This is a genomic window from Streptomyces sp. NPDC101776, assembly GCF_044766845.1.
Taxonomy (GTDB): Bacteria; Actinomycetota; Actinomycetes; order Streptomycetales; family Streptomycetaceae; genus Streptomyces.
The window spans coordinates 121,421-142,933 of record NZ_JBIWMV010000008.1; the positions used below are offsets into that span (position 1 = coordinate 121,421).

A 21,513-nucleotide genomic window follows, 5' to 3' on the forward strand; every position below is an offset into this window, starting at 1 on the left:
TCGCTTCCCGATGGATACGCACGACATTAGCGCGCCCCCGCGCGCCCAGTCCCGGCACACCGCCGACAAACACCCGAACCGGCGGACCGGTGGGTTGGCTCACGACAACTCCCGCCACACCACCCGCTTCACGGTGATCGGCAACCACCTCGCCCAGCACCCGGAGCTGTCGGCCCTCGCGATCGGACTCGGCGTCCACATCCAGTCCCTCCCCGCAGGAGCCCGCGCCGACATCAACACCCTCGCGACCCGCTTTCCCGAAGGCAGGACCCGAATCGCCGCCGCACTACGGGAGTTGGAGACCCACGGCTATCTGCGCCGCGAACGCCACCGCGTCCCCGACGGCCGCATCATCACCCGCACGATCTCCTGCAACCAGCCCGGCAGCAGCCGTAGAGACCCGGCCCCCGCGCACACCTCGACGGCACCGAAGAAACGCACACCCCGCAAGCCCCTCCCCGCCGTACCGCGCCCGGCGTACCCGGCCCCCGCCCTCATCCAGCAGGCCACGGACCTCCTCACGGACCTACGTCGGCACGCCCCCGACCTCCTCCTGTCGGCCTGCGACACGGCCCACCTGGCCCCCGGTGTCGCGGCCTGGCTGGAACGGGACGTCACCCCCACAGCCGTACGCCACGCACTGACAGCCGACCTGCCCCCCGAGGGCGTACGCCGCCCCGCCGCCCTCCTGGCCCACCGTCTGACGGCCCAACTCCCGCCCCCACCAGCGTTCCAGGCCCCGCCGTCACCACGAGCCGTACTGCACCCACTCCAGAACTGCGAAGGCTGCGAGCGAGCCTTCCGCGCGCCCGGCCCCGGCCGTTGCCGCGACTGCCGACCCGACCTCTGACCGACCAGCAGACCTATAGTCGTCAAGCGCCTTCCAGACAGAGCTGATCTGACCGCCGTGATCGAGTCGGGGTCCGGGAAGACGCCGCAGGTCCTGGGTGACGGCGTGGGTTTCCAGCTCTTCGTGCAGCAGGGGCCGACACCTCCCTGGAGGACGCCGGTTGGATTCAACGGGTGCTGACCGAATCGCTGGTGCTGTCGACCGCGATGTTCCCGGCGCGGAGACGGCCGCCAGCTCTCCGGATGTCAACTCGTCTTATCTGGACAGGAGTTGACCGCCATGCGGATTGGCCATGGCCTCGCCAGGGAAGGGTTCCGCCGTTCCGGTGATTCGTTCGCCTGCCGAAAGGAGGTGCTGTGATGAAGCTTCTCTTCGCCGTCCGCAACAAGGTCGCCGCTCGCAAGAGCCTGAAGGCGAGTGCCTGGTACCTCTGGTACTGAGCCCGACCCGCCCATCCTGGCCGGACATTCCTTCCGACATCGTTGTCCCACACCCGGCGACCCCGCAAGGCGTGGGACAACGATGTCTTCCCGCCGACAGCCCCGGAGCGCCCATGTCCCTCTCGTCCGAGCCGAGAGAGCGCGTCACCGAGTTCGCCCCGCGTCTGGCCGCCCTGCTGCGCGACCATCCCGGCCAGGACGTGTTCCGGCTGGAGCCGGACACCGTCGGGGTGGCCGGCCCCGAGGTCGCCGACCGCGTTCTGGCCGCGCGTCGCGCCAAGGAAACGGAGCGGCCCACGTTCAAACCGCTGCACGGACGCTCCATCTCCAGGACTGAGGCTTCGGCGGTCACCAGGACCGTCGGCGATGACGTTCGTACGGCGCTCGCCGGGCCGCTTCCCGAGGGCGTGGACCTGTCGGGTTCCTGGCCGCTGACCGGGCACCTCTTCCTGCGCGACCTGATCCTCTGCGGCGATCCGTACCGGCTGCGGATACTGATGAGCCGTAACCTCGAACTCACCCCGAAACTCACCTGGTCCGTCATAGCCGCCGGAGCCGCCCTGCCGGGCTGGCCCCGCCCCGCGCCCCACCTCACGGGCCTTGCCGCCCGCGCGGCCGAGGCAGTCGGTTACCAGAACCGCCGCTACGCGATGGGAATCTACCGGCGCGCCGCCGCTCCCGTGTGCTTCACGGTATCCACTCTGGTGGCGAACGCCCTGTGGCTCGGCCACCCCTTCGAGGACGGCATGCCGAACCGGCACATCATCCACGAGTCCCTGCGGCTGCTCCCGCCGTCTTGGAACATCCTGCGCAACGCGTCTCCCGAGTATCCGGCCATCGACGGCCGGATAGGCGAGGGCGACGACGTTCTGGTGCTGCCCCTCCTCTTCCACCGGGATCCCGCCCTCTGGGACGCCCCGGAACGCTTCCGCCCGGAACGCTGGAACGACCTCGATCCGGACACCACTCCCGGCTATCTGCCCTTCGGCCACTCCTCCGAGCGCTGCTGGGGGCGGCACATGGTGATGCCGCTGGCCGAGTTGCTGCTCGACCTCGTCCGCAAGTCCGGCCTGGATGTGGACCGGAAGCAGCGCGTCGGCAAGGTGCCGCTGCTCGGCCTGCTCGGCGTCGAGAACGTACGGCTGACACAGCGTTCGTGACACCGGGGGCGTCAACGCTGGCTACGACGAGGGGCTTGGGGTGGCGAAGCCAGCCGACCAATATCTTCGGATCAGCACCCCAGGGACAGCAAAGGGGCCCGTACGACCGAAGTCGATGCTGTTGGCGAATCCGGTGCGACCGGGGCACCCTTCCGAAAAAGCGTGACACTTCTCGCGAGAGTGTCACGCTTTCTCAGCTGTACAGGGTCGCCCGGGCCCGCTGACAGGATTCGCCAACAGCGTCGACCGAAGTCGTACGGGCCCCTTCGAGACCTTCCGGTCAGAGACCGGTCGGATCAGCCAAGACCACTTGTTGATCTTGGTGACCTGGTCGGCGCCCACCGTGCGACCGACCCGGAAGCGCCGACGACCGCCGCAGCCGCGCCGTCGGAGAAGTCCATCGGCATCACCTGGAGCTCGACACTTCCGCGGTCGCGATGACCGCCGACCCCCACTCGGGGGTTTTTCTCACCCTGATGCGCGGGTGTACCGGATGGCCGGGGCGGTGACCGGTCGGTCAGGGTTGTGAGACACGCAGGTCATGCGGGTCATGCAGGTCATGCAGGTCATGCAGGTCGAACCGCCGCACCACGGGGAGAACAGAACGTGCGTACCGCCACCGCCACCGTCATCGCCCTGACCCTCGCCGCGAGCATCGCCGCCCCGGCCGCGTCCGCCGCCGGCACCGATCACACCGCCGACGGCTGCTGGCGCATGGACGGCTACGGCACGGTCGTCGCCCTCACCCACGGGGGACGTACCAGGAGTACCAGACCACCGCCGTGAGCTGCCTCAAGGGCGACACCGCCCGGCGGACGGGCCTGGGGACCTACACGGCGGGCGGCGACGTCCTGACCGTACGGCTGGGCCGGGACCGCGACCACGCCACACTCGGCGCGGCCAGCGCGATGGGCCACCGCAAGCTGGTCCGCGTCTCCACCTTGCCGACCACCTGCACCCACCCCTCCCCGATGGACCCGCTGACCTCCTTCGACATCTTCTGGCAGTCCTACGAGGAGAACTACCCGTTCTTCGCGGCCAAGGGCATCGACTGGCGATCGGTGCGGGCCCAGTACCGCCCGCTGGTACACGCGAGCACGACGAGGACGGAACTGTTCGACCTCTTCAGCAGGATGGTGCGTCCGCTCTACGACGCCCACGTCGCGGTCCAGGACGGCGACCGCGTGTTCGCCGAGGGCCGCCCCGGCACCGAGGTGCCCGGCGAGGAACTGGACGCGAAGGTCAAGAAGTTCATCGAGGCGCGGGATCTGGCGAAGGCCCCGTACCTCCGGGACTTCGCCAACGGCCGTATCACCTACGCGGACCTGCCGGGCGGCCGTCTCGGCTATCTCCGCATCTCCGGCTTCGGCGGCTACCTGCCCGACGAGAAGGTGTCGTACGCGGCCCAACTGGTCGAGCTGGACCGGGCGTTGAACACCGTCCTCACACCGCGACGGTCACGCCACCTGCACGGCCTGATCATCGACCTGCGCATCAACGGCGGCGGCTCCGACACCCTCGGCATCCACATCGCGTCCCGCCTCACGGACACGCCGTAGGTCGCGTACACCAAGCGCGCCCGCAACGGCCCGACGGACCCGAACCGCCACACCCACCCCGAGCCGATCCCGGTACTCCCCGCCCACGCCCCGCACTACACTGGCCCGGTGGCCGTCCTCACCGGCGGCTCGACGGTGAGCGCGGGCGAGACCTTCACCCAGGCCCTCACCGACCGCCCCGGCCGCACGGTCCGCATCGGCCAGCCCACGCAAGGCGTCTTCTCCGACGTCATGGAACGCGAACTCCCCAACGGCATGACCGCCTGGCTCCCGAACAAGGAGTACCTGACCGACTCGGGCCGGACGTTCGACGGCATGGGGATTCCGCCACAGGTGACGATGCCGGTCTTCACGAAAGAGGAGTTCGCGGCGGGGCGGGACTCGGGGTTCGATCGGGCCGTGGCTGTACTGCGAACCGGGCACTGAATCGCGCCGGCAGACCAGCGTCGCCCTTGCAACCGAGTTCCTTGGCCATCGCAAGAGAGACCGCGTGCAGGACGTTCATGTTCTTTTCCCGCAAGGTGTCGTCATCGCTGTTCACTGCCAGAGGGTTCGTCAGCTCCCCGCGGATCAACAGGCTGTCGCCGTCCGAACTGAAGGAGCCACTGGAGCACTTCATGTAGAGAAACGCGTTCAGCGGCCTGGAGAGGGCCAGTTCGCCCATCTCGTACTGGGTGAACTTCGGCAAGAGGGGGGTGGGCGCGGGAACTGTTTTGCTGAGGTAGAAGGACAGCTCGACACCAAAGTCGGCCGCGGGCGCGTAGGCCGTGCACAGTTGGTATTCCTCCGCTGTGGCGGAGTCGTCGGGCCCTTTCTCCTGATAGCCGGAGACGAGCGCCCGAGCGGTCTTGCCAAGGGCTGCAGTGGATTCGCTGGTCGTGAACTTCTTGCTCCCGAGCACGTACAGGAGTGCTTTCCTGGCGCCTGTCGAGAGCTGTGCTCCGCACAGATTCGACGACACAGCCTGGGTCGTCGGCTTCTCTGCTGGCTCATTGCTGTCGCAGGCCGTGAGAGAAGCGGCCAGGGCGGCGACGGTCGCCGCGGTGGCGGCCAAGTGCCGCACGGGCCTGTTGCTGAGCATCGTCATTCTCCCGTTTGGGGCAGCTGCCCCCGTTGGTCCTCGCGGAAGCTGCCGCTGTGGTAACCACTGATCCAGGCTTCCTCAAGGTCCTGCCCAAAGCCGGTGTCTCCCTGACTGATGTTGTGGTGAGTCAGGAAGGTCCTGGCCGGCTTTTCGGCGTTCGCCTGCCCGGCCGTGAAGATCGCCTTGCGCTGAGCCTGGATGTCCTCGCTGCTGTCCTGCTGTTTCGCGTCGGTCCAGTCCCCGATGACATTGCCGATCTGCTGCTCCAACATGCCCTGTCCCGTTTCGGTCATTACAGGGATCGCCGTTGCCACGACGCCGGCCGCGGCGACCTCGGGCAGGAAGGCCACACCGGCCGCGACGGTTGCCCCGGTGCCGAACTCGACCCAGCCGTTGCGCTTCGCGAGCGCGTCGTTGTACTCCTTGTCCGCCACGAGTTGCCCGGCCTTCAGCTGGTCCGCCCGTGACTGGTCCAGGAGTCCCTGGATCTCCGCGCCGCTGCGGGTCGCATCGCGTACGCGCGGCTCGTTGATGGAGCCGTCGGCTCCCACCTGCGCTTCGAGCACGCTTGTGGTGTACACCCGTCCCGCGGAGGAAACCTCCGCGTAGGCGTCGGGATGTTGTCCGAGGGTGCTGAGAAAACTGATGGTGTCGCTCTGACCGAACTTGGCGTGACCGCCGATCCCCGACCGTGGCGCGAAGGTGCTGTCCTTGCGGTTCTCGTCCAGTCCCCAGTTCAGGTCGTCGACATAGCCCGCCCCCATCCGCCCGAGGCTGTCGGAGAGGATTGCCTGCTGTTGGACGAGCTTGGGATCGTTGCCGTAGGTGTGCACGACCTTTTTCATGATCTTGGCCGAGTCCTCGTCGCGAACCAGCGTCGGTGTCGGGTCGTCGTACGCGTGCCCGAGCGTCGCGGACTCCAGCGCGTGGCCCAGGGCGTCCACCCCGTAGGCCTTCGACGGCACACCCGAGCCGTCCATCGGCCACTGGAACTTCTTGTCCGTCAGCTCGTCGAAGTAGGTGTAGCCGAGCTTCGCGCCTTTGTGTTCGCTGCCGTCGGCGTTGTACACCTTCGGACTGTCGTCGGCGAAGAACGCCTTTGAGGCTTCCGGACTGTGCCCCAGCGCTTCGAGGACGCTGGTCAGCGGGTCGTACCCTGTTCCGACCTTCCCCGAGGGGTTGTAGCCGAAATCGGCGTCGAACCCGCCCGTCAGGGGCCTGTTCAGGGTGAACAGATTGGGGTTCTGGTGGTGCAGTTGGACGATGTGTCCGGCGATGGGATTGATGAAGGCCGCGTCGTAGTTCCCGTACCGCAGCAGACCGCCGAGAACCTGGTATCCGTACGGCTGGTTGAGCCCGGCGTTCTCGAGCCGCAGACGCTGGCCGCCGAGCCTGCGCAGCTGGTCGCCCCATCTCGCGGGCACGTGGTACTTGTGGTCCGGGTCGGTGGCGTTGGCCAGTGCCAGACCCATGGACCGCTGGAGGTCCTTGGTCAGGGCCAGACGGACCTTGTTGTCACCGGCTGTGCCGTCGAGCGCCATGGAGCCGTAGAACTCCAGCGTCTTCTCCGGGCCGAGGGTCTTGTAGAAGTCGGTCGCGAACTCCCCGCCCTTTTCCGTGCCGTTGTACTTCATCAGCCGGTCGAATTCCTTCAACTCGGCGTTGCTCATGTGCTCGCCCTTCTTGGCGAGCTCGACCGCACGTGCGGCCTGCGCCTCGTTGAGCGAGTCGTAGTCCGCGTGGCCTGCGTCGTGCAGGTCGTTGCCGTGGGACCGGGCGAGCGCGGCCTTCACCGACTGGTCCACATCGTCGGCGCGTCCGACCTTCGCCGAGATCTGGTCGGCGATCGACTGCCAGTCCTGCCCCGCCTTGCCACCGGCCTTCGCCGTCGGCGTCCGGTCCCGCGGGACGCATTCGTGGACGGTGACCGTGGTGTCCCCGTTGTCGGTGATCGTGTAGTTCTTCGCCCGCGCCTCCTCGACCAAGGACTTCAACCCCCGCTGCAACGCGAGGAGTTCACTGTGCGCGTCGTCGAGGACCTGGTAGATGCTGTTCGCCTCGGTGTGCAGATCGGTGAACTCCTTGGTCGTCCTGTCGACGAACCCCCGGGTCACATCGGCGTTCACACCGGCCCAGCGAGCCGAGTCCGACTTGGCCTTCATCCCCGAACGGGCGTCCTCGTCCAGCGACTTGAGGGCATCGACCACTTGTTTCCAGTCGTCGACGGCCGCGCCGAGTTTCCCGAGATCGACGTCGAGCAGGTCCGTGTACTTGAGTGGCACGGCGGTTCGTCTCTCTCAGTTCTCTCAGTGGAAGTAGCGGTTGAGGCTGGACACGGACATCGCGGAACCGTCCCGGCCGCGGATTTCGGCGGCGATGTGCGTGTCATCCTGAGCGTGCAGCTTCTTGCTGTAGTCCAGGTGGTTCGAAATGTGCGCGACAGCCTGAAGCACCGACTTGACCTGCGAGGTCCACACCGAGACCGTGGCCCCGAGGGCGGCGCCCATCGCGAAGCCGCTGCCCTTCAACTCCTCACCGGCCTGCGTCGTCGAGCCGGACCCACTCCCGGCGATGTCCACGCGCTGCCGCAACTGGTCATGAAGGATGTACGCCTCATGCCCTACGGCCCCGAGGTCGTCCTGGTGCACCACCAGATCGCCCGTAGTCCCGCCCCCGTCCGCGGGGAGCTGGTTGAGCTGCATGTGCGCCGAGCCTCTCCGGGCCGCGTCGGCCTTGAGCTGCTCCCACTCTTCCCAGGCCATTTCCCCGTACCTTCCCAGATCCACTGCGACTCCCAGCCGGCTGCGGCCGAGTACAGAGCTTCTTACTAGATCCTCGACTTACCAACGAGGACGACGACTTGGCCACTCGCAAAGCTGCAAATCTCCGCTGCTCATGCATGCCCGCGCCTGCGTCGACGTACGGCGAGCACCACCGCACCAGCGCCGAGCACCACCAGGAATCCAACGGCCAGACCTGCCCGGAGGACACCGCTGCCGCCGTCACCCGAAGGCGATCCCGAAGGCGATCCCGAAGGCGATGGTGAGGCCGGAAGGCCGCCCTCCTTCACCAACGCACCTGCCGCACCGGAGTCCGAAGCGCTCGCACTTGGAGCCGCCGAGGCCGGTGCAGCGGCAAGGTCAGGAAGCGGGTACTGCCCGGCCGGGCCGGGATCACCCGGGCTCTGAAGCGCGATACGAGGCCGGACGATGCCGTACCCGATCGAGTCGTTCCGCTTCGCGCCGTCCGTGGGGGCGCCGATGGTGTTGAGCAGGACGCGGAGGACCTGGTTGTTGGTCCAGGTCGGGTGCCTGGACCAGATCAGGGCGGCGGAGGCGGAGGCGATGGCCGTGGCGTCGCTGGTGCCGTGGGAGCGGCAGAGATCCTTGCCGTTCGGGCAGGCGTGGTACATCTCGGCGCCGGGGGCGGCGAGATCCACCTGTGCGCCGAACTCTGACTCGACGGTCTTGTGCAGGTCTCTGCCCACCGCTCCCACGCCGACCACGCCCGGGGTGGCGGCGGGGTACTCGATCTGGTTTCCGCCGGCGCCGCTGTTTCCGACCGCCGCGAAGACGAGCGCCCCCTTGTCAAGCGCGTACTTCACGGCGGCCGAGAGCTGGTCCGACCCCTTGGACGATCCCATCGAGATGTTGATGACCTGTGCCCCTGAATCGGCCGCGTAGCGGATCCCACCGCTCAGGGTCCGGCTGAACTCCCTGCTGTACCTGCCGGCGTCCCATCCCCTGTCCGGCATACGCACGGGGAGGATCCTGGCGCCAGGTGCGAGTCCGAAGGTGCCCTCGCCTCCGTTTCCCTGGCCGGTACCGGCGATCAGGAGGGCCATGGTGGTTCCGTGGCCGTCGTAGTCCGTGTGCTCGTCGCCGGGTGAATCCGGTGCCTCGTCCTTGCCTGCGAGCACCCGGCCCTTCAGGTCGGTCAGGTTGTCGTTCACTCCGGTGTCGATGACCGCGACGGTGATGCCCTTGCCTGTACTGGTCTGCCAGATCTGTTCGGCCTTCATGGCGGTGAGGTGCCACTCCCGCTCCCGGACGGACTCCGCGTACACGGGCGTGGTCACCATGCCCGCCAACAACAAGCCCACTGTTGCGGAGACGGCACTCCCCAGGCGGGAGTGCCTCGACGTGCTGGCAGACATCTGCTTCCTCTTGGTCACTGGGGCTGGGTGCTAGGGGACGGGGGCCACAGAGTCGGTGGCCGGGGCTGGGTGTCCGAGCGGCCGGTGGGTTTCCCGGGCTCGTCTTCCTCGCTCCGGTCATCGGCCTTCTTGCCTTGCTCGCCGTTCCGTCTGTCCTGCTCGCCGTTCCGCCGCGAGGTCGACGGACGGGAACCGCTCGGCCGGGCCCCCGAACGCTGCTGCGGCTGCGGGCGACCGCCCATGACACCGTCGCTGGTGCCTCTACGGCCAGCTGGCGTCGCTCGCTGTCCGGCGCCTACGCCTCCCGTACCCCCAGCTGACCTCGGCCCGGTCGTACCGCTCGTACCGCCTGCACCACCACCCGCACCGGCTGTCTCGCCACCGACGACAGTGCCGCGGGGCAACCCACCGGCACGCCGACCAGTCGCGGATCCGGCCGCCTGTGACGTGGGACGACCACCGGTGATGCCATTACTGCCCCTGCTGCCGGACACCTGCCCGGTAGTCGGCTGCGCGGTCTCTCGTCCCAGCGGCCCCACAGGCCGGCCACCGGTCACCGGACGCACGGTCCCTGCCGCCCCTCGCGCGGGCTGAGCAACAGCACGTCCTCCGGTCGCCGGGCGCCCCGTTCCCGTTCCCGTTCCCGTTCCCGTTCCCCAGGGGAGCGAAGACGGGTTCCGTACGCCGCCCGACACCGTGGGCGGCATCACTCCGGTGGACCCCGAACTGCTGCCGACAGTCCGGCCCTCCTCCGGCGACCTGACCGGACTCGCCGGCAGCGCTGACGGGTGCGGGAGCACGTGAACGCCGTCGACTTTCACCCCCACCTGGTCCGGTACTTCGAGCGAGGGTCGCTGAACTGTCGTGTGCAGGCGGGCTTCACCGGCCGCCGGTCCAGTGTCGTCAGCGGCCCGCGTCGCCATCGGAGGAGCCGCAGCAAGCGAAAACGCTACGGTCGTACCACCGGTGGACGACGTACGGCTGTCCCCGCCTCCAGCAGAGACCACTTCGTTCTTGTCCCGTTTGACGACGGCCGGTTGGAGTTCCGTCGGCGGCGGCGGAAACGTCGGCCGCTCCAACCCCTCCAGTTGCGTCGCCGACAGTCGATACGACTGCCCCAGCTTGAGCATCTGTGACGCGGCTTCCTGGCGGACCTTCTCCTTGGCCGCGGTGAGGGCGGCGAGTTCGGTCGTGGAGTTGGTGCTGACGGGCGTGGTCTCCGGGGCGTTGTGGGCCGGTGTCGCCGCGTTCGGGTTCGACCGTGCGGTCTTTGTGTCGCGCGGGATCGAAGCCTGGGCGTGGGCGATCGCGTTGGACGCCTGGCCCAGCCACTTCGCCGCGTCGTCGCTGAAGTCGCCCAGGCGGAGGGTGGAGTTGGCCAGATCGCCGGCCCACGTGCGGAAGGCGTCGGCTCCCTCGCCCTTCCAATCCACGTGCTGGGGGCGGACCTTGAGTTCCTCGCCGATCTTGCGGATCTCCTTGGCGGCCGCGGCCAGGCGGTCGGCGGCTGACCGCACCGTGCCCGAGTTCGCCTGGTCGAGCCACGCGAGCATCCGCTCGTGGCTCATGTCCTCGAAGGAGGTACTGCCGGTTCCGGGAGTTGTGGCGGACATCAGATCGCGCCTCCCGCGTCGGCCCCGGTCGTGGTGGGGGGTTGTTTCTTCGGGAGCCGGGGGTCCGGGGCGCAGGTGCCGCCGTAGTACTTCGTCGTCTCCGCGCTGATCGCGGTCATACGGTCACGGACGTCGAGGTCGATGTTTTGGTAGCCCTTGTGCGAGGCCAGGACCGCGATGTTCATGCCCTCCATCGAGTCGGAGAGCAGCTTGGAGAGTGTTTCGAGTTCGCCGACGACTGTCTCGTACGCGGTGAACAGCCCGGCCGCCTCCGCCCATTGGCCGCCACCGCCGCCGAACTGCCGCCGTACGAGTGGCTCTTGGCCGACCCTGCCCGGGCCGGCGTCCGAGTCCTTCAGGTCGTGGATCAACTGGTCGACGCGCTTCCGGAACACCGTGAAGGACGAGAACTCGGTGACCACGTCCGCGGCGGCGCCCCGCACCGTGTCGAAGATGCCCGACGCCCACGACGACCCCGAAGTCGCTCCCGATCCACTGTCGTTCGGCAGCACACTGTCCTCCCCCGTACCTGACCTGTCCGTCGTTCCTGTCGAGGGGCTGCGCCTCGACCACAACCTTAGCTACTCCCAGTGACAGTCCGAACTCGATGCGTAGCGCGCAGCGATCAGAACCGGCCGCCCTCAGTTGGGAGTCGGGACGATTCCGGTGAAGGGGAGGCCCCACCTGAAGAATCGCGAAGCCGGTGTCGAACCTCCGGGTGAAGCGCTCGGGGCACGAGTACTCAGACCCGTGGGCCTCTTGCCCTCACTTGCATCCCAGCGTCTTGAGGGTCGCCGGGAAGTAGGCACGCATGAACTTCTCGATGTCCTTGCGGTGGGTGTGGTCCATCAGGTTGATCCGGGGGACCTGGAAGGTGAGGGTGAAGTAGTTGCCGCCTTTGGTCTTGCATTTGGCGATCGAGATGGCTCCGTCGGTGCCGACGATTGTCTTGTAGGCGGAGTCGATGCCGCGAGGTTCCCTGACACGCGAGACCGATCCTGTGTCCTTAGCCAGATACATAAGGTCTGTCTCGCTGTCGCGCCACGAGAAGCGGAAGCCAAGCACTACCTCTCGTCCGGACAGCACCAAGCAAGGGGCAGTGATCGCCTTGGCTCGGTCAACGCGATCGTACTCATGCCAGTCCTCGGTAGACGTCACAAGCGGACGTGCAAGATTGGGAGCGATACGCGTCCCGCAGATCACACCTGGAACCTCTCTGTCCGAGGCCCTACCGCAGGACACAACAAAGGCGGATGAGAGGAACAGGATCGGGCACACAAGGCCGATAAAGCACGCCTTCACTTGGATCGCTCCCCAGACATCCCGGTCGCACGGTCCATGCCGTCCTCAGCTGATCGGCTAATCTCCGCCTGCGGATCGAGATGCACGCCACCATCTTGCGGATGCACCCTTCCCCATTCATTGGCGAGTGCCATCAGTTGACCATTCCTCTTGGTATACGCCTGGACATTGTCGTCCGCCTGCTTGCTGTCCAGTCTCCGCTGCTCATCCGCCAGCCACTGATCCGTCACATAGTCAAACCCCGTCTGCACATCGCCGCTAACCACAGGGATATAACTGATCGCCTTGTCAACGAGCGGCTTGGCTCCGAACTCCGCGACCTTGGGGTCCCCCGCAGCCTGTACCCGCGCCTCCTCCAGGAACCCCACGGTCCGCCCCGCCGCGCTCAGTGAATCGCCCGAGTTCGAGTGGTCGTCGTGAATGGCCGACACCATCGCCTGGTTCATCCCACCGTTCAACACCCCATACGCACCCTCGTCCTTGGACACCTGCTTGGCGACCTCGAAAAGCCGATGCTGATCCAGTGGAGAACTGCCGACATCGACCTCACTCATCGCCGCGTGCACAGTCCCCCCATGATTGACCAGAATGTTCGCCATCGGCTTCCGCAACGACGGCGGAAACTCATCTCCCTGGTCCGCCAAAGACGTCAGCGCCGACCTGAACACCGCATCGTTCGTCGCCCGGTCCCTCACCCGCACCCCACCCGGATCCGCAGGATCGATCCCGGTCGCCGCAGCCTGCAACGCCGCCCCGAATCCCGCCCGATCGTCCGCGTCCGACCGAGGCACATAGTGACCGCCCTTCGAAACCCCCTCATCGTTGAGGGTGACATTCCAGTCGCGGTCGTTCATGAGGTATTTCATGTGGGCGTCGGAATGGAGATAGCGCGCGGCCTCCGCAGGGTCCCGGCTCATGATGCCGAGCATGCCGTCCACGGGGTCGTTGGCGAACCAACCGTCACGCGCCCCGGCGTGCGTACCCTTCACCCGCCAGATCCCCGGTTGCCTCTTCTCCGCCGCGATCATGTCGCCGGTGAGATCCTCGACCATCCCCGGCGCATACCCGTGGCCCTTCTGCATCAGCGTGACCAACGACTGGTAGCCGACCGCCTTGTCGAGGTGGAGACCCTGCGCGTCCGTGGCGAAGTGCTGCAAGCCCGCGTGCCGCATGCCCATGCGCCACTTCCGGTACCAGTCCGACTTCGTGTGCTTCGTCGCCGTGGCGAGTGAGTTCGCCAGGCCCGTCTCGATCGCCGAGTACGTACCGGCACCCGCACCGCCCTGGACATGGATGCGGTCGTTCAGCTCGTTCGTGAGCTTGAGCGTGCCGGTGGGGCCGAGGTCGTCCAGGACCATCCGCGAGAACCCCTCGTCCTCGCTGTTGTCACGGAACGACCGCTCCAGTTCGGCGAGTTGAGGTCCCGTCAGCCGGCCACCCCTGCCCAGCTTCCGCAGATACCCCTCCGTCTCCTCCGCCTCGTACTGTTCGACGTCACCCATCGCCCTGCCGTTGAAGCCCCGCCCGCCGGCCAGCAGTTCGGAGTCGATCACCACCCCCGCCAGCGCGACCCGGACGCCCGTGTCCGCGTCCGTCACCTCGCGCACCGCCTTGGTGATCCGGTCCTGCCACGGCTGCGCGGCATGCGGACCCGCGGGGGTGTCCGGCTGATCCGGGCCCGGGCTCACCACCCCCTGCTCCGAGACGCTCATGCCCGCCCGGACCGCTTCCCCCCGCGCCGCCACCACCCGGCCCCGCAACTCCACGAACCGCTCGTGCGCGTCCCGCAGCAACGACGCGATGCCCTTCGCCTCCGTCTGCGCGTACTGGAACTCCTTGAGCGTGACGTCGAAGCGGGCGCTCGCCGCGTCGGCGCTCAGCCCGGTCCACGACGTGCCCATGGAGATGCCGTGCACATCCCGCCGGTACGCCGCCTCCTGCTTCTCGAACTCGCCCCCCATGCCGTCCCAGCGCTCGGCGGCCGTGACCAGCGCGGCGAGGTCGGTGGTCATGATCTCGTGATACGTCGGCATGCGCCCAGTTGCCCCAATAACTCCGGTGAATCCAAGAACTCCGGTGACTCTGTCGAATCCGGTGAATCCGGTGAATCCACTAACCCACCACCACCCACCCCCCCCCATGCGCCCACGCCGCCATGGCCCACGCCCCCACGCCCTCAGTACGTGTCCAACGACGACTGCTCCCGCAACCTCGACCCCACCGCCAGATCCGTACTCGTCAGCACCGCGTTCCCACTCCGCAACGCGTCCCTCTCCGCGCCCAGCCGGTCCATCAGGTTCTTCACCTGGTCCGCCCACGTCCCGTGCGCCTTCTTCAGCGCCCCCGAAGTGACCCAGCCCTCCCCGTCCCGCGCGGCGAACTCCCGTACAGCGGCGCCGTTCTCCTCGTCCGCCCACCGCCCCGCCGCACGCGTGTCGGGCTCGATACGGTCCTCGATCGCCCGCGCCGCAGCCCGCTTCTCACCCGGCGAGGAAGCCAGATCCCTCCTCGGCGCCGAGACACCCACCGCACTCGGCACGCCCGACACATCCGACACACGCAGCCCACTCGGCCCGCCCGGCACACCCACTGAGACCCCTCCGCTACACCCGCCGACTCTCCAACGGCCCCAGGTACAGCGCCGGCAGACCCCCCGTGTCGATCACGAGCCGCTGCAGCACCACCGTCGGGTCCACCATCCAGAACCTCAACCGGTGGACCCCGGCCTTCGTCACGGAGTGTTTCGTCGCCGTCGCGTTGACGTTGTCGGAGGTGTTCCGCGCCCACACCGCGTTCAACAGCCCGTCATCCGCACCGGCGTTGATGTCGACGGTCGCGATCGGCCCGTCGTCGAGGGAGACGCCGTAGCGCAGCCCGCCCGTCGGCAACGCAGGGTTACGAGGGGACAGATACGCCCACACCGTCACCTCACCCGCCGCCAACAAACTCACCTCGTACTCCAACCGCGGCGAACCCGCCCCACCCGGCGTCTGCCTGGGCAGCGTCACGGGCCACGGCGTCATCCCCGCCCCCGTCCGCCCGATGCCCTCGATACGACGCCACCCACCGACCGCCCGGTCGTAGTGCTCCCCGTCTATCGCCACATACCCGCCCGCCTCAACGAACCCCCGCAACCGCCGAACCGACGGGCTCTCCGCCACGCACTCGACAGTGACCGACTCCCCGGCCCCATGCACGGTCAACTCCCCCCGCGTACTCGAACCACCCGGCACCCGCGCCCAGTTGACCCCCACCTCCACCCGCACCTGCCGCTCGACCCGCCCCCGCGACCGCTCCACCACCAACCACGGCACCGACGTCTCCACCCGGTACTCGAAGGCCGTACGCCCCCGGTTGAACACCTCGACGAACTGCTGCGGCCGCGTCTGATACGGACTGAACGCAGGCAGCACGGCCGCCACCCCCGCCGCACCCCCAGGCCACCACGCCCCCAGCTCCGAAGCACCATCCACCGCCACCCCCAACTCGGCCCCCTCCCCCTGCCCCTCCCCCACCCCAATCCGCCGCACCGCCGGAAACAGCACATCCGCCAACGCCACGTTGTCCCGCTCCGGTTGCTGCCACCCGGCATTGGGCCCGTACCGCTCCACATCCCCGTAGTCGATGTGCGGCTGGGTCTGGAAACCGGCCCACTTCCCGCCCGCCACCGCCGAGTTGAAGCGCTCGGCCAGTGCGAAGTCCCGCGCCAGGGCCGCCTCCGCCGCGTCCGCGAGGTCGTTCGTCGCGGCCCGGCCCTGCGCCGCGTAGAGCAGGTTCGTGAACTCGGCCCACCGCAGCGCGTACAGGTTGGCGGTGGCCAGCACCTCGTACCCGACAAGCTCGAACCACGCGTCCCGCACCCCGCCACCCGGCAGCCGCCGCTCGATCCGCTCGGCCCGCCGCGCCAGCTCCCGCCACTCCTCCGTGACCCGCTCCAACTCCCGGTGTCCGAAGGCGAACGGCGTCCGCTGGTCGTCGTAGACCACCTGGCCGTCGACGAGGGTGATCCGCCGGTTCAGCAACTCCGGCTTGCGGCAGGCCTGCAACTGCCCGTATTCCGCCAGGACTTCGGAGATCGCGCGGGCCTCCACAGAGGACACCCCGAAGTTCTGCCGCGCATACCGCCGTTCCCACTCACCGAGCCGCCCGAGATCCCAATCCTCCGGATTCCAGGCGTAGTTGAGGAAGAACTCGGTCGGCAGCTCGTTCCCTTTGAGATCACCTACGTTCGCCACCCACAGGCCGCGGTTCCCGTACGCGTGCGCCGCGTGGAGCTGCTCCCACACGTTCCGCAGGTTCGCCGTGTCCACCCACTTGTAGTTGCGCCCGGCGCCCACATAGTCGAAGTGGTAGTACAGGCCGTAGCCCCCGACGCGCCCAGGCTCAGCGGGGTCCGGATGCTTGCGGACGTTCCCCCAGTTGTCGTCCGTCAGGACGACCGTGACATCCTCCGGCGCCCTCAACCCCCGCTCCCAGTACCGCTGTACCTCCTTGTACAACGTCCACACCTGCGGAGTCTCGGCCGCCGGCCGGCCCGTCACCTCCTCGATGATCTGCCGCTGCGCCGCGATGATCTCCCGCATCAACTCGACCCCGTCACCGTCCGGGAGGCTCGTGTCGCCGTTGCCGCGCATGCCGAGCGTGACGACGCCCTCGAAGCCCTGGTCGACCATGCGTTGCACGCCGGCCCGCCAATAGGCCCGGATCGCCGGGGAGTTGAGCCGGTACGACCACTCGCCCGTCCCGCCGTACGGATCGTGTCCGGGCGTCACGATCGCGCCGGAGGAGTCCCGGACGGCGGCCACGGCATGCCGGTTCCACTCCTCGATGCCCCGCATCATCGGTGCCTCATGAGACGTGCCCATGACAACTCCGAAGTCCGAAGCCCGCCGATGGTTCTCCGGGTCGTCCTCCGCGAACGCCCGCCCCCACACCGCCGGCCAAAGGTAGTTCCCCTTCAGTCGCAGCAGCACCTCGAAGACCCTGCCGTAGAAGTCCGCGGTGAAGCCGCCCGGATAGCCCGCCGCCTTGCCCGGCCCGAAGTACGCCGGCGCCCAGGTCCCCAGCGCCGGGTTCTCGTCGTTGACGAAGAAGCCGCGGTACTTCACCACCGGCGTGCCCTGCGAGTACCGCCCCGGCCGCACCCACACCTCGTCGCGATGGACCGGCGGCACGTCGTCCCACCAGTGCCAGGGCGAGACCCCGATGCCGTACGACACGTCGTACGCACCGAAGATCGTGCCGCGCGGGTCGCTCCCCGCGACGACGAACGCCCGCTCCAGCCCGGGCATCGGCCGCTCGACCACCGTCTGCAGCGAGGTCTCCCACTTGCCTCGCACCCCGGACACGTCCAGTTTCCCGGCGGCCACCAGGCCGTCGATCAGCGCGCTGCGGCCGATCGTGCCGACCAGAACCGCCGTGCGGGCCACCGCACTTCCGGGGCGTACGCCGGTGACGCGTTCGATGTCGGCCCTCAGGTCCTCTGCCACCCGCACGACTCCGGGGTGATCGTCGGGGTCCACCACGACCGGGGCGCCGACGAGGGGGAAGGCACCCGCCGTACGCGAGAAGGCGATGTACGCACCCGTGTCCAGGTTCCCCGGGACCCCCGACGACAGCACCGGCACCGCGGCAAGTCCCGCACCCAGAACGGCTCTTCGACTGACGGACGCAGACATGGCACACCCCTCCACACCTAATTTGGTCAGCGGCATGACAAATGGTGGGACGGGTGGAGGGAGGGGACAACGGGTCGTACGCGCCGAATACTTTCGTAACAGCAGAGGGGCCCGTACGACCGAAGTCGTACGGGCCCCTCTGGAAACTGCTACCAGATCAGATCAGAACTACTTGTTGATCTTGATGACCTGGCCGGCGCCCACCGTGCGGCCACCCTCACGGATGGCGAACTTCAGGCCCTCTTCCATGGCGACGGGCTGGATGAGCGTAACCGTCATCTCAGTGTTGTCGCCCGGCATGACCATCTCGGTGCCCTCGGGGAGGGTCACGACGCCGGTCACGTCCGTGGTGCGGAAGTAGAACTGGGGACGGTAGTTGTTGAAGAACGGCGTGTGACGGCCACCCTCGTCCTTGGACAGGATGTACGCCTGGGCCTCGAACTCCGTGTGCGGGGTGACCGAGCCGGGCTTGATGATGACCTGGCCGCGCTCGACGTCCTCGCGCTTGATGCCACGGAGGAGGAGGCCGACGTTCTCGCCCGCCTGGCCCTCGTCGAGCAGCTTGCGGAACATCTCGATGCCGGTGACCGTGGTGGTGGTCTTCTCCTGCTTGATGCCGATGATGTCAACGGTCTCGTTGACCTTCAGGACACCACGCTCGATACGGCCGGTGACGACCGTACCGCGACCGGTGATCGTGAAGACGTCCTCGACGGGCATGAGGAACGGCTTGTCGACGTCACGCTCGGGGGTCGGGATCGCCTCGTCGACGGCGGCCATCAGGTCGAGGACCGTCTGGCCCCACTCCTTGTCGCCCTCGAGCGCCTTGAGCGCCGAGACCTTGACGACCGGCAGGTCGTCGCCCGGGAACTCGTACTCGGAGAGGAGCTCACGGACCTCGAGCTCGACGAGCTCCAGGATCTCCTCGTCGTCCACCATGTCGGCCTTGTTCAGGGCGACGACGATGTACGGAACGCCGACCTGGCGGGCCAGGAGCACGTGCTCCTTGGTCTGCGGCATCGGGCCGTCGGTGGCCGCGACCACGAGGATGGCGCCGTCCATCTGCGCCGCACCCGTGATCATGTTCTTGATGTAGTCCGCGTGACCCGGGCAGTCGACGTGGGCGTAGTGACGGCCCTCCGTCTGGTACTCGACGTGCGCGATCGAGATGGTGATACCGCGCTGGCGCTCCTCAGGAGCCTTGTCGATCTGGTCGAAGGCCGAGGCCTCGTTCAGGTCGGGGTACTTGTCGTGCAGCACCTTGGTAATGGCGGCCGTGAGGGTCGTCTTACCGTGGTCGATGTGACCGATGGTGCCGATGTTGACGTGCGGCTTAGTCCGCTCGAACTTTGCCTTCGCCACTGGGGTCCTCCTGCGGAGTGGTTCTGGTACGCCTTACTCATCGGCGCCAGGTGATCTTTGCTGGGATGCCGCCCGCCGGGCTCTGCCCTCCCGGGTGAGCCCCGGCGGTCGGTGTCAAGCCTAAAGCGTGTAAACGGTGTGTGTTACTCGCCCTTGGCCTTCGCGATGATCTCCTCGGCGACGTTCCTGGGAACCTCGGCGTAGGAGTCGAACTGCATCGAGTAGCTTGCGCGACCCGAGGTCTTGCTGCGGAGGTCGCCGACGTAGCCGAACATCTCCGAGAGGGGCACGAGGCCCTTCACGACGCGCGCACCGGCACGCTCCTCCATGGCCTGGATCTGACCACGGCGGGAGTTGATGTCGCCGATGACCTCACCCATGTAGTCCTCGGGCGTGGTGACCTCGACGGCCATCATCGGTTCGAGGAGCACGGGGGACGCCTTGCGCGCGGCCTCCTTGAAGGCCTGCGATCCGGCGATCTTGAACGCCAGCTCGGAGGAGTCGACCTCGTGGTAGGCACCGTCGAGCAGCGTGATGCGGACGCCCGTCATCTCGTACCCGGCGAGGATGCCGAACTGCATGGCCTCCTGCGCACCGGCGTCCACCGACGGGATGTACTCCCGCGGGATACGGCCACCGGTGACCTTGTTCACGAACTCGTACGCCGGGCCGTCGGACTCGGTGATCGGCTCGATCGCGATCTGCACCTTGGCGAACTGACCGGTACCACCGGTCTGCTTCTTGTGGGTGTAGTCCACGCGCTCGACGGCCTTGCGGATCGTCTCACGGTAGGCGACCTGCGGCTTGCCGACGTTGGCCTCGACCTTGAACTCGCGCTTCATACGGTCGACCAGCACCTCGAGGTGCAGCTCGCCCATACCGCCGAGGATGGTCTGGCCGGTCTCCTCGTCCGAGTGAACGTGGAAGGAGGGGTCCTCCTCCGCGAGACGCTGGATGGCAATACCCAGCTTCTCCTGGTCACCCTTGGACTTGGGCTCGATGGCGACCTGAATGACCGGCGCCGGGAAGTCCATGGACTCCAGGATCACCGGGTTCTTCTCGTCGCACAGCGTCTCACCGGTGGTGGTCTGCTTCAGGCCCATGACCGCGACGATGTCGCCGGCGCCCACCGCGTCGATCTCCTCACGCTTGTTCGCGTGCATGCGGTAGATCTTGCCGATGCGCTCCTTCTTGCCCTTGACGGAGTTCAGCACCGCGGTGCCGGTCTCCAGGCGGCCCGAGTAAACCCGGACGAAGGTGAGCTTGCCCAGGTGCGGGTCGCTCATGATCTTGAACGCGAGCGCGGACAGCGGCTCGTCCACGGACGGCTTGCGCTTGACGACGACCTCAGGGTCCTTGACGTCGTGGCCTTCGATGGCCTCGACGTCCAGGGGGGTCGGCAGGTAGCGCACGACCGCGTCGAGCAGGGGCTGGACGCCCTTGTTCTTGAACGCGGTGCCACAGAACACCGGGGTGACCGTGATGCCGTTGGACTTGCCGGACGCGATGGTGACGCGACGGATCGCGGCGTACAGCTGCTCCTCGGTGGGCTCCTGGCCCTCCAGGAACAGCTCCATGATCTCGTCGTCGTTCTCCGCGACGGCCTCGACGAGCTTGCCGCGGTACTCCTCGGCAGCCTCGGCGTGCGTGGCCGGGATGTCGACGACGTCGTACATCTCGCCCTTGGCGGCCTCGGCGGACCACACGAGCGCCTTCATGCGGACCAGGTCCACAACGCCCTTGAAGTCCATCTCGGCACCGATCGGAAGCTGCATGATCAGCGGGACCGCACCGAGGCGGTCCTGGATCATGTCGACGCAGCGGTGGAACTCCGCGCCGGTCCGGTCGAGCTTGTTGACGAAGCAGATGCGCGGCACGCCGTAACGGTCGGCCTGCCGCCACACCGTCTCGGACTGCGGCTCGACACCCGCGACACCGTCGAACACCGTGACGGCGCCGTCGAGGACGCGGAGCGAACGCTCCACCTCGACGGTGAAGTCGACGTGCCCGGGGGTGTCGATGATGTTGATCGTGTAGTCGTCGTCCTCGAGCGGCCAGTGACAGGTGGTGGCAGCAGAGGTGATCGTGATGCCACGCTCCTGCTCCTGCTCCATCCAGTCCATGGTGGCAGCGCCGTCGTGGACCTCACCGATCTTGTAGCTGACGCCGGTGTAGAAGAGGATCCGCTCTGTGGTGGTCGTCTTACCCGCGTCGATGTGAGCCATGATCCCGATGTTGCGGACCTTGGCCAGGTCAAGTGAAGTGGTAGCCATAAGGCTTCGGTCTTCTCTCGGTCTCGATGTGGGCTG

Annotated in this window: 15 protein-coding genes and 1 pseudogene; 4 read left to right on the top strand and 12 right to left on the bottom strand. The window is 67.6% G+C overall.

The features are described from left to right. Positions 1-10 precede the first annotated feature (10 nt). From ACIRRY_RS25160 to ACIRRY_RS25175, 4 genes and pseudogenes are all read left to right on the top strand, one after another. Positions 11-850: a helix-turn-helix domain-containing protein gene (locus tag ACIRRY_RS25160; protein WP_403976583.1), complete on the top strand. Its 840-nt coding sequence runs from the start codon at positions 11-13 to the stop codon at positions 848-850. Positions 851-1,209: 359 nt separating this feature from the next. Then, entirely contained in the window at positions 1,210-1,290 is an 81-nt protein-coding gene (locus ACIRRY_RS25165) for a tryptorubin family RiPP precursor (RefSeq protein WP_362982842.1), read from the top strand. Positions 1,291-1,403: 113 nt separating this feature from the next. Next, positions 1,404-2,450, top strand: coding sequence for a cytochrome P450 (locus tag ACIRRY_RS25170; RefSeq protein WP_403976585.1), 1,047 nt, complete (start codon positions 1,404-1,406; stop codon positions 2,448-2,450). A gap of 606 nt (positions 2,451-3,056) precedes the next feature. After that, a pseudogene (locus tag ACIRRY_RS25175) lies at positions 3,057-4,435 on the top strand (S41 family peptidase). Here ACIRRY_RS25175 and ACIRRY_RS25180 read toward each other — a convergent pair. The 12 genes from ACIRRY_RS25180 to fusA all read right to left on the bottom strand — a co-directional run bounded on the left by ACIRRY_RS25180 (position 4,359) and on the right by fusA (position 21,477). Continuing rightward, entirely contained in the window at positions 4,359-5,090 is a 732-nt protein-coding gene (locus ACIRRY_RS25180) for a hypothetical protein (protein ID WP_403976587.1), read from the bottom strand. The pseudogene ACIRRY_RS25175 and the gene ACIRRY_RS25180 overlap by 77 nt on opposite strands. A gap of 2 nt (positions 5,091-5,092) precedes the next feature. Then, the gene (locus ACIRRY_RS25185; RefSeq protein ID WP_403976589.1) at positions 5,093-7,375 is read right to left on the bottom strand and encodes a hypothetical protein; all 2,283 of its coding nucleotides are present in this window, start codon (positions 7,373-7,375) and stop codon (positions 5,093-5,095) included. A 24-nt stretch (positions 7,376-7,399) separates the two neighbouring features. Then, positions 7,400-7,855 (bottom strand): hypothetical protein, encoded by a 456-nt coding sequence (locus ACIRRY_RS25190; RefSeq protein ID WP_403976591.1) that lies wholly within the window; start codon positions 7,853-7,855, stop codon positions 7,400-7,402. 131 nt (positions 7,856-7,986) lie between these two features. Further along, on the bottom strand, positions 7,987-9,249 hold the full coding sequence (mycP, locus tag ACIRRY_RS25195; RefSeq protein WP_403976593.1) for a type VII secretion-associated serine protease mycosin: 1,263 nt from the start codon (positions 9,247-9,249) through the stop codon (positions 7,987-7,989). 14 nt (positions 9,250-9,263) lie between these two features. Beyond that, complete coding sequence (locus tag ACIRRY_RS25200) at positions 9,264-10,862, bottom strand: translation initiation factor IF-2 (RefSeq protein WP_403976595.1); 1,599 nt, start codon at positions 10,860-10,862, stop codon at positions 9,264-9,266. Continuing rightward, positions 10,862-11,374 carry a hypothetical protein gene (locus ACIRRY_RS25205; RefSeq protein ID WP_403976597.1) on the bottom strand — a complete coding sequence of 171 codons (513 nt, stop codon included), beginning with the start codon at positions 11,372-11,374 and terminating at the stop codon, positions 10,862-10,864. The genes ACIRRY_RS25200 and ACIRRY_RS25205 overlap by 1 nt, the downstream gene beginning before the upstream one ends. Positions 11,375-11,627: 253 nt before the next feature. Next, entirely contained in the window at positions 11,628-11,882 is a 255-nt protein-coding gene (locus ACIRRY_RS25210) for a hypothetical protein (RefSeq protein ID WP_403976599.1), read from the bottom strand. Between the two features lie 278 nt (positions 11,883-12,160). Beyond that, positions 12,161-14,176: a hypothetical protein gene (locus tag ACIRRY_RS25215; protein WP_403976601.1), complete on the bottom strand. Its 2,016-nt coding sequence runs from the start codon at positions 14,174-14,176 to the stop codon at positions 12,161-12,163. A gap of 164 nt (positions 14,177-14,340) precedes the next feature. Continuing rightward, entirely contained in the window at positions 14,341-14,703 is a 363-nt protein-coding gene (locus ACIRRY_RS25220) for a hypothetical protein (RefSeq protein WP_403976603.1), read from the bottom strand. A gap of 64 nt (positions 14,704-14,767) precedes the next feature. Further along, complete coding sequence (locus ACIRRY_RS25225) at positions 14,768-17,842, bottom strand: glycosyl hydrolase 115 family protein (RefSeq protein WP_403976605.1); 3,075 nt, start codon at positions 17,840-17,842, stop codon at positions 14,768-14,770. A gap of 168 nt (positions 17,843-18,010) precedes the next feature. After that, positions 18,011-19,204 carry an elongation factor Tu gene (gene tuf / locus ACIRRY_RS25230; RefSeq protein WP_403976607.1) on the bottom strand — a complete coding sequence of 398 codons (1,194 nt, stop codon included), beginning with the start codon at positions 19,202-19,204 and terminating at the stop codon, positions 18,011-18,013. Between the two features lie 143 nt (positions 19,205-19,347). Next, positions 19,348-21,477: an elongation factor G gene (fusA, locus tag ACIRRY_RS25235; RefSeq protein ID WP_403976609.1), complete on the bottom strand. Its 2,130-nt coding sequence runs from the start codon at positions 21,475-21,477 to the stop codon at positions 19,348-19,350. Positions 21,478-21,513: the final 36 nt, after the last annotated feature.